The sequence below is a fragment of the Desulfosporosinus sp. BICA1-9 genome, assembly GCF_000802135.1.
This window is the reverse complement of sequence record NZ_JUEE01000071.1, coordinates 16,252-29,534: the sequence shown is the minus strand read 5'-3', so window position 1 is coordinate 29,534 and position 13,283 is coordinate 16,252. Positions and strand designations below refer to the sequence as shown.

The following is a 13,283-nucleotide window of genomic DNA, read 5'->3' as shown; positions in this document are numbered from 1 at the left end:
AATGGAAAGATACTATTTAATGAACATGAATTCGTGCTTCCGGAAAAACGAGGAATTGGGATGGTTTTTCAGGACTATGCACTCTTTCCCCATATGACGGTGGAGGAGAATATCCGGTTTGGTTTAAAGAATTTGAGTAAACAAGAAAAAACCGAACGAATCCTTGAAATGTTGGAACTTGTACATTTAGAGGATTATGCTAAGCGTTACCCCTACGAATTAAGTGGAGGACAACAGCAAAGGGTGGCGATTGCGAGAGCGGTTGCTCCGAAGCCATCGATTCTCTTGCTTGATGAACCCTTTAGTAATTTAGATGCCCATTTACGTCAATCGATTCGGGAAGAGTTAAACGGAATTTTGAAGGATACTTGGATGACTTCGATTTTTGTGACTCATGATAGGGAAGATGCTAAGAGTATCGCAGATCAGGTCGTGATCTTAGATAAAGGGGAGACGATTGGGAAAGGAAAAGCCATAATTATCTGAGTTTACTCTCAATTATATTGCACTCTTCGATTAAGCAAGCTTTAATTATTCCGTCCCTTTCTGACACATAATTTTCGGGGACTATCATCATAATCAGAAAGTAAAAAATCTGGTAATAATTTAAATTATTCCATAATCACAGATATAGCAAAATATATAAGCAGAAATCGAAGAGTACTTAAGACTAAAAATAGAAGAAAGAGGTCAATTTATTGAAGATGTAGAAGAGATAATGAAGATTGAGATTAATCGCGATGCAAGGCCGCCGTTTATCGTTTCTTAAACCATTCAGCCTATGCTTGGCGTCGGTTTCTTACCGCCTTAAGTGCGGCGAAATCGGAGTAAGGCCGTTGAACTCCTCGCGAGGTGTTGGGATCATGCTAAGGGCTGTTACTATCATGGATTTCGCATGCTCACATTAGGGTGGTCGGATGGACATACGTTCATCCCCGTGGATTTCTCATCAGTGTCTGCGCAAAGCGGCTCTCACGCCAAGCACCACCAAGCCTATCATCAGCAGGATACCAATTAGCGCAGCGCCGGGCGCGTCATCGGGCCAAAAACAAATCCAGACACAGCTCCCTATCGGTATCAGATTAACGCTGAAGAATGCCGGAGCTGCGACAGATGTAGAAAAGTTTGCATGGCCGGGGCGATCAGCGAAGAACGTGGGAAAGCTTATGTGATCGATGAACAAAAGTGCACAAAATGCGGAACCTGTGTGAAATGGTGCAAGTATAAGGCAATACAAAGATTGGATATGTACTCCGGAGAATGAACACTAATCACTGAATCAGTGAGTTACTCCCGAAGCACAGCCAGCAGACTGATGAAAACCTTCCGGGAGTACGGTCCTATACTCTCCTCCCCCGTCGGGGAAGGAGCCAAATGGTGCATCGATGCAACATTTGAACTACACCCAAGGACTCATCCTCTTTGGGATCCCACTAGAGGACCGGGATCAATTTATAGCGGACAATGATGTTGGGCATATGAGCCAGCGGGAGCTGCGGCAGACAATTAATGAAAGTGGCCGGACGCCTCAGAAAGAAGACCTTCAAGAGCCGGAAAATCAGGTGACGCAAAAGCAAGAAAAGGCGGAAGAGGCAGCGGATAAGGCAATATGCTCAGCGCCTACGGGGAGCTGCTGAAAACTCTCGTCGACTTAAACAGAGTAGACCCGGTGAAGAAGGAAGTAAACAGGAAAGAGGCGTTAAAGGTAGCGACTAACATGGTGGAGACGCTGAAAAAATATCCTCCTGGGATTAAGACAAATTTGAATATTAATAAGGACAGAGACTAGCGCACAAAGAGATGCCGGCAGCGGCATCTCTTTGGTATCCTCAAGGCACGTTGGTGTTACTTCATTAAAGGCTTTTTGAGCCAATGTTCTTGAGCGACCATTTAGATGGGTTAAAAAAACCAGCATTATCAAAAATGATATGCTGGTTTTGAGTATTTTTAATATATTTAGGTATATTTTAATAATACCAAGGGTATCAATACAATATTGGAAACCTCAACATATTGTAGCTAATTTAAAGCATTTGTTTCGCAGATGACACAGTTATCTCTAATACTGCTCGAACCCAAGAGAATTTTTCTTTCATACGATCAAAGTCTTCAGCTGATTTTAGAAAACGGGTAGTTCCTTTCAGGATAAAGCCTGTACCCTTAGCCTTGTAACCCTGGATTTCCTTGCTGGCAATCGAAAGAGTAACATCGTTATGAATGCTGAGATTTTTTTCCGTTTTGTTATAGCCGTAAGCTGGAATTAATAGTTTATCCTCAGGGGTAACCACAATATAGCTATTCCAGGTATTTACTAAATGCGGGCCGTCGTCACCGTTGGTCACGATAGAGATGGCTCCGTCTGTGGGATTAGAAAGTACCTCCAATAATTTTTCATTAAGCATAAGAATACATCCTTTCTGTTTTGAAGAAGTGTTAGATAACTCATACTCGGCCACTGGTTGACACAATTATTGTGTCCTCTATTACTGCAATGCACTCAATAATTTTCGAATTACCATCTGCACAAAGTAATCGATGTGTTAGCCACCAGACACCCAGATTATAAGATATAATTAACCCTAAACACAGGGGCAATTTTCAAATTAAGTATAGGGGCAGTTTCCCTTGGCGCAATTTTTCTGAGCCTTGACGCTAGGTATTACCCTATATATAATGGCGGTAGTTAATATCCTTCATATAAAGGATTAGGTGAGAGCAATGTTTATATTGGACGGTCAGGGTCGTCAGCCGTTGCACAATAAAATTTATAACCAGATTAAAAATCAAATATTAACAGGGGAATTGCCCCCAACTACCAAGCTTCCATCTATTAAAAACTTATCTAGTGAATTATCGGTAAGCCGTAATACTGTGGAGTATGCCTATCAACAGTTATATGCAGAAGGGTATATACATAGCAAGCCAAGAAGCGGATACTTTGTTTCATCAATAGACCCTGAATTCCGCCCATCGCCTCTCCGTCAAGTATGCATGTCGCTGAAAGAAGGCTCTGAAGACGGAAAATCATTTGCCTTTGATTTTCATCCGGCTCGTCTTTCCCCAGGCAGTTTCCCTGTTAACCTGTGGCGTAAACTTTATATTGATTGTTTAAAGGAAGATCAAAATCACCTTGCTTCCGATGGTAATCAGCAAGGTGATTTTGATTTGCGCTGCGAGATTCAAAGATATCTGTCGCGCTTTCGTGGTGTTTCTTGTGATCCTGAACAAATCGTTGTTTGCTCTGGACTTCAAGATAGTCTTTCTATCTTAGCGCCCATATTGAAAGAAGATCATTCGAAATTGGCTGTAGAAGATCCTGGATATTTCGTTCCAAAAGCTGTTTTCCGAAATCATTCGTTTTTTATCACAACCGTATCTGTAAATTCGGATGGTCTAGACTTAGAGTGTCTACAGAACACCAAGAGTACCGTTGTATATGTCACGCCTTCCCATCAATTTCCATTAGGCTATGTTATGCCTGTGACAAAAAGATTAAAATTAATTGATTGGGCAGAATCTGTCGGGGGAGTCATCATTGAAGACGACTATGATAGCGAACTGAGGTACTTCGGCAAACCAATTCCTGCGTTACAAGGATTACATCCGCTAGGGAATATAGTCTATGTAGGTACTTTTTCTAAGGTATTATCTCCTGCGCTTCGAGTAAGTTATATGGTTCTGCCTCACCGATTACTAACTGTCTATCGTAGGTTATTCAGCGATTATTTTACGAATGTATCTCTATTAGACCAGAGAACACTGCAAAAGTTCATGGAACTGGGGTACTGGGAACGGCATTTGCGTAAAATGCGAACAGTTTATAAAGAAAAGCACGACGCACTCCTACAATCGATTCACCGTCATTTCGGCACTCAAGTTAAAATCATTGGTCAGGGAGCGGGGCTCCACGTTGTTATAGAGCTAGTTGATAATCCTCTTAGTGAAGAGGAGCTTATCAAGCGTGCTGTGGAGAGCGAAGTCCGACTATTCCCACTCTCTAGAACTTTTCTTCACAAAAACGGTAATAGATCGCAAATAATGATTGGGTTTGGCGGCATGAGTATTGAAGAAATTGATCGAGGAATTGAGCTATTATATCGCACTTGGTATCATCGAAAATAGTGCTCGATCAACACGGCTCTTATATCTGAACGTACCCCTGCGTATGCAAACAGAGCAATGACGAGCCGGAATGGGCTCACTATTGCTCCGTTTGCATATTTAATATTCAGACTGAGTTGGATTTTTCTCGCTTACAAAGGTTGCTCTCAACATAAGGCACCACCCATAAGCTGAATTACTATCATACTTTCCCGAAGAATGACGACTGAAAGAATTAAGAATGAAACAGAAAGACCCAGTTTTCTCCAAGTTACATACCCTATAACCATAAAATCAAAGCGTATTCTTTTATTTTCTCCCATGACATTCTTTGCCTCAGGGAGGAAATAACGACGAATAAAAACAGACTTCCAATAAGCCCCCGAAGTAACTTTTATATCGTATATGAAAACCACCTGCTCTAAGAGTTTAGAAATACATACAATGAAGTAACATCTACATTAACATCAACGCACGTGGAGACGATAAGTTTGATTAATTAATTTTTATGAATGCCAAGTTGATCCTTTAGGGCAACGACGGGTGCAATGCTCATACGTACTCCCCTGGTCATCGCAGCTGAGATTAATAGAATCAAACAACAGACTTGTAAAACCATGCTTACCAGTGCCATGGAGATCGGTAAGCGCCTGAAGGAGAACAAGGACCTGCTCCCCAATGGAGAATGGGGAAAATGGCTGGTGGAATCAGTGAGCTATTCCCAGCGCACAGCCAACAGGCTGATGCAGCTTTTTAAAGAATATGGAGATAAACTATTCGCTGCCAGCGCGGGCGAAGGCAGGTCAAATTCGCCGGCGCCGGCGAATTTGACCTACTACCAGGCTCTTCTCCTGCTGGGGATTCCGGAAGATGAGCGGGAGAAATTTATCCTGGAGCATGATGTGAAGAATATGACCACCGGGGAGCTGGATCGGGCTCTCAAAGAACGGAAGCAAACCCCTCCGGAGAAAGAGCAGGCCCTAGTCACACCCCTGTCCAATAATCCCGAGGAAATCAAGATAGAATATCAAACCGTCAAAAAAACCGACAAACCAAGAAGCAGGCCAAAAACTGCGGCCTCCCCAGCCTTTACTACGAAGTATGAAGAAAGATGCACCGCTAGCTGTCAAACTATCGCCGATACATTCCAGGAGCTACTGGAAGCCCTCGGCAAACTGGCCAGCCTTGATCTGGCGGTGAAGGAGAAATGCAGTAAAGACGCGAGCCAGCTTGCTGAATATATGGTCGAAAGGCTTAAAGAGTGGCCGCCTGTTCCCACGACGAATATGAGGACGGTTGAAACGTATGCCACTCATGAAAGGTGGTAAATCCGAGACACGGAGATTCAGGGTCTCGCTAATTCGATATTAATCTTCTGAAGATGGGGCGAGAGAGTTTCAGAAATTTGAGGCAGGAATGGGCCCAAACTGGTTATTGGCTTTGAGATGTATAAGCCCGGACAAAGATGCCTTATCAAAGGATGAAGGTGAGCTGAACGTAGGGAAAAGGCTAATTTCAAGAGCTATTTTGAACAGCTGATAATCCGGGTTGACCGGCGCTTGCTGGCGTTAGCAATAGAGGAGCCTTATTTGGAGGACTATATCCCCCGGACCAGAATCCTATGGGATGGGTAAATATCTAGTCTGAACATAACCACAGCCATTAACCCGCTTCCGGTATGCTGTAGGTCTTATGTTGGCAAAATTATAAATTTGCCATTCCTAAAAAATCACTCCAATATAATGTGAAAAATATAATAACAATAAATACTAATTGACTAATTGTGAATTTGTAATCATTTCGATTTTCTGCATATTTATACTCTATAATAGCTCTAGCTACTTCAGTCGCAAGGACAAATACCATCATTAAAAACCATGGTTCAAAAAACCAAATCCAATCCATAGGGTCTCTCGTCATATTAACAAAAGAGCCGATTAGCAGGACGACTATAGATGTAATCCTGATCGTCCGATCAATTTTTTTATGTTTCTCATTAACATAGTTATATGAAAAAAGTTTCTTCTTCTCAACTTTTAGCAGTTTTCTCATTACCGCATTAAATGAAACTAGCGATAATAATACAATGGTTAGCAAGAGGAATAACTCCTGCCAAAACTTCGGTCCAAGACCATACATGAGTTTCACCTCCAGTCACAGGTTACCTAAAAACAGCCTACATTTCATCTAACCTGTGCGTATTTTAACAAGTACGAAAAAAGTTAATTGTTTCGTTAAATCCATAATCAATTGTATCATATATTACCAATAATGGTATTGAATTTCCTCCAATATCTCTTTACGACAGAGCATGGTCTCCAGGAAATAACAATCCATTAAATGTTTGTACAAATACGGATTTTAAGTAAAAATAATACCTGACTGGTGTTGACCAATCAGTTTTTCAATAACATCAACATACGTCCAAGGCTATATAAAGTAAAACCCCGACAAACCGTTTGCAAAACTCCCTGACGCTTACATAAACTCTCTTTTTCTCTTGAGAGCTGTAAACATTAGCAGGAACTATATAACTCTTGTATAATTGTGTTAAAGGGATTCGAGATAGTATGGACAAATATACTCAATCAAACGTGTTTAGAAAGGGCGAAAGTTAAATGTGTGGCCGATATTCCTTCTCCAAATTTAAATCCAATGACATATAGAACGTTTTGGTCCAGTCCAGCTTGAATTTGAGTTTGGGCCACGCTATAATATTGCTCCATCTCAACAAGTTCCTGTGGTGATCCATAAAGATGGAGGCAACCGTCTACTAGGGCTTCGGTGGGGGTTAATACCCTATTGGGCTAAAGATGAATACCTTGGAAACAAATTGATTAACGCTCGGGCTGAGACATTGGAGGAAAGGCCTAGTTTTCGAAAGTCTTTTGAGCAAAAGCGTTGTCTAGTCTTGGCAGATGGATTCTACGAGTCGAGAAAAGAAGGTCGTGTCAAGAAACCCTTCAGAATCACCCTGAAAGATGGCGGACCATTTGCTTTCGCAGGTCTATGGGACTCGTGGTTATCACCTACAGGTCAAACTATAAACACATGTACGATCATTACAACTACGCCGAATGAATTGATGGAGCCGATACACAACCGAATGCCTGTGATATTACAACAGGACACAGAGCCACTTTGGCTGAGTGCGGATATCCCAAGCCGTGAAGTCAAAGGCCTGCTAACGCCTTTTCCAGCTGAAGGGATGGTTGCTTACGGCATTTAAAATATATGAAGAATGTTTACCACATCGAACGTGGTTTGAATAAACTGTCTGACGGAAGAGTTAACCCAACTTTTGGCACAGGCCAAGTTATTCTACCGGTACTTTTTGGTTTTCTGCTGAGGATAAAAAGCTTTAACGAACTAAATTTGATGATAAAGAATCATGAGTTCCGGTAACTATTTCTCCGAGGGACAAAGCTGCCGCAGGTGGATGCGATCAGAGATACGCTTAAAGTCTTGAATATTAACGGGCTAAAACAAATCAATCAGGACATTGTAAAAAAAGCAGTCGAGAATAAGGTTTTTGAAAACGGTACCATTGATGGTTATATGGTTGCCGCGATCGATGGAACAAAATTCTTTGGGAGCAATAAGAAAAGCTGTTCGGAATGCTTGACAAGCACCAAAACAGAAAAGACTCATTATTTCCATAGTGGCGCTGTCATGTCAACGGTAGGTATGGGTCCAAAATTGGTGATTGACTTTGGGATGTACAAGCCCGGACAAGACGCTGTATCAAAGGATGAAGGGGAGCTGAACGTAGGAAAAAGGCTGCTTTCAGGCACCATGAAGAGCCATAAAGGATTAATGGATGTTGTAGTTTATGATGCCCTGGCCTGTAATTCCATCTGGATTAACCACTGTAAAAGTCTGGGTATTGATGCAATTGTCCGAGCAAAAAACAATAATAATAAGAGTTTGCGATTCGCAAAAAAGGCGGCAAATAAGACGGAGGCGGTTGAGGTTTGGGAAGATGAACAAGGATTTGAGAAAGTTCAAGTATACCAGTCAACCTTCAAGATGGACAACGTGGAGCAACCGTTGCGGTTTGTAAAATTTGCTATAAAACATAAGAACAAGTTACGCACACAGATCATGATCGTAACAACTTGTATGGAAATGACACTGAAGGCCTTGTTCAAAATAATCAGGGCACGCTGGGATATTGAGAACTCAATTTTCAATAACTTAAAACGTGAATGTGGCTTAGAGCATTGTTTTGTGCACGGTGGGAATGCCGTAGAAGCAGTGCTCTATTTGATCTTTATTGCATCGAATATCATGCAGCTATACTTGGTAAGGCGACTGAGAAACCATTTCACAACTCAACGAGAAATGGTAAGGCTTTTATTAGTAGTCACCCGACGTCGCAAACCCTCGGGACGTAATGTGAATGGATTATCGTCAGTTCGCATTATTCTTAAATCCAGTATTACAAATGCCGTCCAACCTCTATGTAGTTGGACGGCATTTGTAGGATAACTGGAAGTTCACTAAATGGGAGTTTAATGAAGGTGTACTGGTGAAAGTTTAACTATTTGTTCTTTCTGATAGTGACAAAGTTTTTCAATCACACACCATACCTAGACAATACATATAGTATTATCGTATAAAATGTGACAGAGGTGAAAGAGATGCGTATTTTACGTATAGGATCAACGGGAGAAGATGTAGTCAAACTACAGTCCGCTTTAACTATCTTCAAATATCAACCAGGAAAAATCGATGGGATTTTCGGATTAAAAACAGCATCCGCAGTAATCAAATTCCAAAATGACTACGGCTTTGTTCCTGATGGTATTGTTGGACCGGTAACCTGGGGATATCTGCAGGAATTGATTGATGCACACAATATTTACATTATTAAACCCGGTGACACATTTTACAAATTAGCCCTTGCTCATAATATCTCCCTAATAGAGCTCACCTCTTTAAATCCAGGACTTAACCCTAATAAGCTGATGATTGGGCAAACAATTAAGCTCACTCTTACATCCAAGTTACTGAATACTACTGATCCTTCTTTTCGTATCACATCCCCAAATGATGGATCAATTCTGCCCTTTGGTGATGTTAAAATAACTTGGACTTATGCCCCGGAAGCTGTTGAATATATGATTATTGTTACAGACTTAGAAAATTATTTGACTCTCACTAATGGTTATGAAATAGATTTATTACCGAGTGTGAATAGCTTTCTTTTGACAACCGACCATTTAATTAGAGGACATCAGTATAATGTTATGATTTATGCAGATACGATTTCTCGCGGAATCCTTAAAACTGATCCGATACAATTTACAGTTACCGATTAGCTTGATTATATTTATGAATACCGTGCCTTGTTAATATATGGGTTCAGAAACAACCGTTAAACTATAAGATGTTCACCTGACTATTGGTTAACGTATTGAAATAAATCCAATTGTTCGGTCTAAGTAAAGCCCATACCAAAAGAAATAACTTCTGGTAACATTTGTTTGATCTTCGCTAAAGACCCAAATTTTGAACGTATCTTTAAAACTTTTGACTTCCAGTTATTCTTATACTGGGGCAATTCATAGAATAATGTAAACCGAGAATAACCCTAACGTTGAAACGTGATAGCTAATACATTCGTAGGGTTGTATGAAAGCATTGAATCTAAATAATAATAATACTTTTACAAAATCATCAAGTAATATTAAAGGAAAACAGCATCTTAAGAGAGAATTATTGAGAATCGTCTTTGGGACATACGAAGAGGCCAAGGGACACATTGTGGTAGGCGCAAACTTAGACTGCTCGATATTCGCCCATAATGTTCCCTACAAGGTTATGGAGGGATTTAATTGGTTAACAATTCAAATTTAACAAATTGCTATAAAGAATATATTAAAAAAGAAATCGAACAGATAGAAGATTTGAAGGCTAAAGGACATACAGTAAAATATATACTTGAACTTAACGCATTTTCTTATGAAGCGTTAGAGAATTGCGGTTTACCTGAAAGTTATTTAGTTCCCACGGCAGAACCTCAAACAATGAGCATCGAGGAATGGGATACCCACACAAGCGCTGAACACAAATGGGAATATGATGGAACTCCTTTTATGAACAGGCATGAACGAGATAGAGTAATGCTCGGTTTACTATTTAGCGCAGGACTTAAGCATTTATTGGAAATATTGCCTACAGAATCAAAAGAGGAACTGAAGAAATTACTTATACCTAGTAAAATATAAATTTGAGTAGGGTTAATCAAAATGGTTCGAATTCTATAGAAATATAAACCATTTATTAACAAAATAGTTTGTCGTCTTTGTGACTGTAATTATCCCACTTCCGCTAATTATCATACTATGAGTTATTGGTAGGTTATGTACATGTAATTAAAGGTGGGTAGGGTTTTATGGGTATATTTGAACATCTTTTTAAATATGAGAGCTATCAGGATGAGGAAAATGTACATTTTTATAAATACGATGGGGTTAAAGAAATCGGTGAGCCTGTTTGTATACCTGAAACCCTATTTAACAGAATGACCTGCATAGGAAATGCCTATAACCTTCACTATACTTCTTTGTTTAGCCCATACGAGGATTATGTGCTTGAAAGTATTCAGGTTCAGGGATTGATTGAAGAACTGAACTTTATAGCGGATACTGTTAATGATAAACTTCTGCAAAGATATATTAATGAACTATTACATCTTATTGGCGTCTGTGGTTATAGTCCGAAATGTCCTTTTATAAAAATCATGGGGTATTAATCTAATTACTTCCCATTATTCTTATACAGCCAGTAAGATTTTAATAGCACCAGCGTTTTGTGATTAGAACACTGGTGCTATTGTCATAACGTTCTGCTTTGTTAGTTCTACTCTAATTTTGCTTAGTATTGGTACTTCGGTGTTGGCGACTTGTTCACTGCAAAGTTTAGGAGATATACAGAACAGGTTATTACAGCAGCAGGCAGCAAAGATGAGCTATAAGCTCGCACTAGAAGCGTATGATAAAGTCTTGACGCTGGCCCCAGATGATATTAAAGCCTATAACAATTTATACGCAGTCATCTGAGCAGGATAAGGCGAACGCGTTGGAGAAGCTGTCTCTAAGGCATTAACACTGATTCGGCCATTGATAAAACAGGACTGTGTATTTATTAGGACTCGGTTGAAGTAGGTTGTTAAATAACTAATATGTTTCCATGGACGATGCACGTGGAGTGCTTGATAGTGCTATATCGGGGCTGAGTGAAAGCCTCGGTATAGCGGGTCGTCGAGGTAGAATGTTATTATTATCGCGTCGTAGTGTACGGGGAAATATATTGAGCCAGATCGTTCTTTTTTTGACGGTCTGGCCGTTTATTTTGCGGATGAAAAATAGGATGGCCACTGTTATTTGGAAGGAATATTAAGGAAGATGTAGAATGTTGATAAGTAGTATAGGGTATTTTCAAGTTGGAGGGAAGTTATGGACGAATTTGCATTTCAACAATTTTTGTATGAACAAATACCCATAACTGAGAAAATGAGGTTAGAGGTCATTAAGTTCAAACCTTCCAGTGTAAAAATGCTGGCTAGGCTAGAACCAAATTATAATCACAAGCATACTGCGTTTGCGGGTAGTATTAATAGTTTGATGACGCTGTGTGGCTGGGGAGTAGTTTTTGCAAATGTAAAGGAATTTGATCCAAATCCACATATTGTAATTCAAAAGAGCAATATTGAATACTTATTTCCTATAGAAAAGGACTTCGTAGCAGAGTGTAAGATAGAAAGGAAAGAAGACATAGAAAAGTTTCTACTGACCTTCAACAAGTTCAGCCGGGCTCGAATAAAGTTAAATGTGTATTGCAAAGATGAAAATAAGCTATTATCAAAATTTGAAGGACAGTACGTAGTGTTTAGATAGTTTTTAGAGCACTTTGTTTTGTCTTTGCAACATATCCCTACGCCTTCCCTGTCAAGTGGTCACATTCTACCCCCGGCTAAATCCCGCCGGGGTAGCTGTCTGATGTAACTAGTTCGTATGTATATGTGTCGGTGATTGCTATCCCTACCATGGAACTAATAAGGCTAAAGGAGAAACATACTCATGAATTTGATGAATACATGGTTTGTATTTTCGGCCAATATACGGTAATTATGAATGATATAGAGTATGTTCTGAATCCGGGTGATGAAATCGTCATTCCAAAGGGTACTGAGCAATGGGGAAAGTGTATTGCTGGAACAAGAACTATCCATGCATTTGGAGGAAAACGAATTCTCGGAGTAACGAATAGTGAACTAAACGGCGCTACATCGTAACCCTAAGCCCCTCCCAGCTCTTCGCCTCCGAACCGTACTCGAAGCCACGGCTCTTCTATCTGGGCGAACCCCACGGGGTAAAGTTCTAGGCATGAGGATATGGGCAAGAGGGGCGTGTTGGATAACTTACCTGCAATTTAGTTTAATAATTGTGAAGAGAGGGATTAGGATGGAAAAAAGCGAAGTCATCGGTAAATTATCTGTTTGTGGACTGGATTGTTCAAGATGCGCAGATTATGAAAACAGCGTGGATACGCTTCGTCTAAAAGATACCATAAGTATCTTAAGGTCAAGTCTTTCGCGATCAGTAAAAGTATACCAGGTCTGAGTGCTTGAGACATCATGAGTCTAGAGCGTGAAGCTACAGCAAGCAGCCTGTACAATATTTTCCGTTGTACTTTCCCGTGGAAAAATAACGAATTAGCTAGTTATCACGAGATTTAAGCGAAAATACATCTTGAATAAAGACACGGGTGTAGGAAGATTGATCTTCCTACACCCGTGTTTCTATGTTTGTCCGTCCGTCTTACAATCAAAAAGAGAGCAGTTAGCCTAGAGTAAACGAGACACATACCGCTAGTTATCTGGTCAACTTTTTATCCTGACCTCAAAGGCCAGAATATCGCTCCTTGACTCGTATAATTTTTCTTCAAATACCTTCTTAAACCAAGCAGTTCTGTTTTTGGTGGGCGGATACTGATAGAACTTGTCGCTAACTTTGCAGATTGCTTCAATCATCTCACGTTCTTCATACCCTAAACGCTCTGCCAATTTCAGCGCCGTTGGCAGTAAATCGTAAAAACCAGTACTAATGAAGTAATCGTGCAGACTACGACGGTTCGGTTGATCAAAGTTAAGGTTAGTCAATTGCTTAGACATC

At 40.3% G+C, this 13,283-nt stretch carries 14 protein-coding genes and 2 pseudogenes; 13 read left to right on the top strand and 3 right to left on the bottom strand.

The genetic code is table 11. The features are described from left to right. The 4 genes and pseudogenes from JL57_RS09080 to JL57_RS36325 form a co-directional block, all read left to right on the top strand. Nucleotides 1-486: ABC transporter ATP-binding protein (locus tag JL57_RS09080; protein WP_034141732.1), on the top strand; the 486-nt coding region annotated here is incomplete at its 5' end. 331 nt (nt 487-817) lie between these two features. Further along, nucleotides 818-961: pseudogene (locus JL57_RS33970) on the top strand (IS4 family transposase); the annotation flags it as partial. 75 nt (nt 962-1,036) lie between these two features. After that, nucleotides 1,037-1,264: a 4Fe-4S binding protein gene (locus JL57_RS36330; RefSeq protein WP_366557003.1), complete on the top strand. Its 228-nt coding sequence runs from the start codon at nt 1,037-1,039 to the stop codon at nt 1,262-1,264. Nucleotides 1,265-1,270: 6 nt separating this feature from the next. Beyond that, nucleotides 1,271-1,789: pseudogene (locus JL57_RS36325) on the top strand (DUF3102 domain-containing protein); the annotation flags it as partial. Nucleotides 1,790-2,024: 235 nt separating this feature from the next. Here the strand turns inward: JL57_RS36325 and JL57_RS09065 are convergent. After that, nucleotides 2,025-2,402, bottom strand: a complete 378-nt coding sequence (locus JL57_RS09065; RefSeq protein ID WP_034141723.1) for a hypothetical protein — start codon at nt 2,400-2,402, stop codon at nt 2,025-2,027. Nucleotides 2,403-2,718: 316 nt separating this feature from the next. On the opposite strand from JL57_RS09065, the gene JL57_RS09060 reads away from it, so the two are divergent. Then, nucleotides 2,719-4,122, top strand: coding sequence for a PLP-dependent aminotransferase family protein (locus JL57_RS09060; protein ID WP_034141722.1), 1,404 nt, complete (start codon nt 2,719-2,721; stop codon nt 4,120-4,122). Nucleotides 4,123-4,649: 527 nt separating this feature from the next. Continuing rightward, nucleotides 4,650-5,429 carry a DUF3102 domain-containing protein gene (locus tag JL57_RS09055; RefSeq protein ID WP_034141721.1) on the top strand — a complete coding sequence of 260 codons (780 nt, stop codon included), beginning with the start codon at nt 4,650-4,652 and terminating at the stop codon, nt 5,427-5,429. 376 nt (nt 5,430-5,805) lie between these two features. On the opposite strand, the gene JL57_RS09050 is transcribed toward JL57_RS09055, so the two are convergent. Next, nucleotides 5,806-6,240: a DUF4181 domain-containing protein gene (locus tag JL57_RS09050; protein WP_034141720.1), complete on the bottom strand. Its 435-nt coding sequence runs from the start codon at nt 6,238-6,240 to the stop codon at nt 5,806-5,808. Between the two features lie 604 nt (nt 6,241-6,844). Here JL57_RS09050 and JL57_RS09045 point away from each other — a divergent pair. The 7 genes from JL57_RS09045 to JL57_RS09015 all read left to right on the top strand — a co-directional run bounded on the left by JL57_RS09045 (nt 6,845) and on the right by JL57_RS09015 (nt 12,403). Continuing rightward, complete coding sequence (locus JL57_RS09045; RefSeq protein ID WP_291299884.1) at nt 6,845-7,330, top strand: SOS response-associated peptidase; 486 nt, start codon at nt 6,845-6,847, stop codon at nt 7,328-7,330. Nucleotides 7,331-7,536: 206 nt separating this feature from the next. Then, the gene (locus JL57_RS33955) at nt 7,537-8,592 is read left to right on the top strand and encodes a transposase (RefSeq protein ID WP_291299883.1); all 1,056 of its coding nucleotides are present in this window, start codon (nt 7,537-7,539) and stop codon (nt 8,590-8,592) included. 152 nt (nt 8,593-8,744) lie between these two features. Continuing rightward, nucleotides 8,745-9,425, top strand: a complete 681-nt coding sequence (locus JL57_RS09035; RefSeq protein ID WP_034141719.1) for a peptidoglycan-binding protein — start codon at nt 8,745-8,747, stop codon at nt 9,423-9,425. 516 nt (nt 9,426-9,941) lie between these two features. Then, nucleotides 9,942-10,334, top strand: coding sequence for a hypothetical protein (locus JL57_RS09030; RefSeq protein WP_034141718.1), 393 nt, complete (start codon nt 9,942-9,944; stop codon nt 10,332-10,334). A 167-nt stretch (nt 10,335-10,501) separates the two neighbouring features. Next, complete coding sequence (locus JL57_RS09025) at nt 10,502-10,861, top strand: hypothetical protein (RefSeq protein ID WP_034141717.1); 360 nt, start codon at nt 10,502-10,504, stop codon at nt 10,859-10,861. A gap of 703 nt (nt 10,862-11,564) precedes the next feature. Continuing rightward, nucleotides 11,565-12,005, top strand: coding sequence for a YiiD C-terminal domain-containing protein (locus tag JL57_RS09020; protein WP_034141716.1), 441 nt, complete (start codon nt 11,565-11,567; stop codon nt 12,003-12,005). Nucleotides 12,006-12,154: 149 nt separating this feature from the next. Next, nucleotides 12,155-12,403 (top strand): cupin domain-containing protein, encoded by a 249-nt coding sequence (locus tag JL57_RS09015; protein WP_291299882.1) that lies wholly within the window; start codon nt 12,155-12,157, stop codon nt 12,401-12,403. A gap of 588 nt (nt 12,404-12,991) precedes the next feature. Here JL57_RS09015 and JL57_RS09010 read toward each other — a convergent pair. Beyond that, nucleotides 12,992-13,282 (bottom strand): hypothetical protein, encoded by a 291-nt coding sequence (locus JL57_RS09010; protein ID WP_045691503.1) that lies wholly within the window; start codon nt 13,280-13,282, stop codon nt 12,992-12,994. Nucleotide 13,283 lies beyond the last annotated feature (1 nt).

Excerpts from the sequence above, each read along its gene's own strand:
- JL57_RS09015 (WP_291299882.1), top strand. The coding sequence starts at position 12,155 with ATGGAACTAATAAGGCTAAAGGAGAAACATACTCATGAATTTGATGAA.
- JL57_RS09060 (WP_034141722.1), top strand. The coding sequence starts at position 2,719 with ATGTTTATATTGGACGGTCAGGGTCGTCAGCCGTTGCACAATAAAATT.
- JL57_RS09020 (WP_034141716.1), top strand. The coding sequence starts at position 11,565 with ATGGACGAATTTGCATTTCAACAATTTTTGTATGAACAAATACCCATA.
- JL57_RS09035 (WP_034141719.1), top strand. The coding sequence starts at position 8,745 with ATGCGTATTTTACGTATAGGATCAACGGGAGAAGATGTAGTCAAACTA.
- JL57_RS09050 (WP_034141720.1), bottom strand. The coding sequence starts at position 6,240 with ATGTATGGTCTTGGACCGAAGTTTTGGCAGGAGTTATTCCTCTTGCTA.
- JL57_RS09055 (WP_034141721.1), top strand. The coding sequence starts at position 4,650 with ATGCTCATACGTACTCCCCTGGTCATCGCAGCTGAGATTAATAGAATC.
- JL57_RS09025 (WP_034141717.1), top strand. The coding sequence starts at position 10,502 with ATGGGTATATTTGAACATCTTTTTAAATATGAGAGCTATCAGGATGAG.
- JL57_RS09010 (WP_045691503.1), bottom strand. The coding sequence starts at position 13,282 with ATGTCTAAGCAATTGACTAACCTTAACTTTGATCAACCGAACCGTCGT.
- JL57_RS09065 (WP_034141723.1), bottom strand. The coding sequence starts at position 2,402 with ATGCTTAATGAAAAATTATTGGAGGTACTTTCTAATCCCACAGACGGA.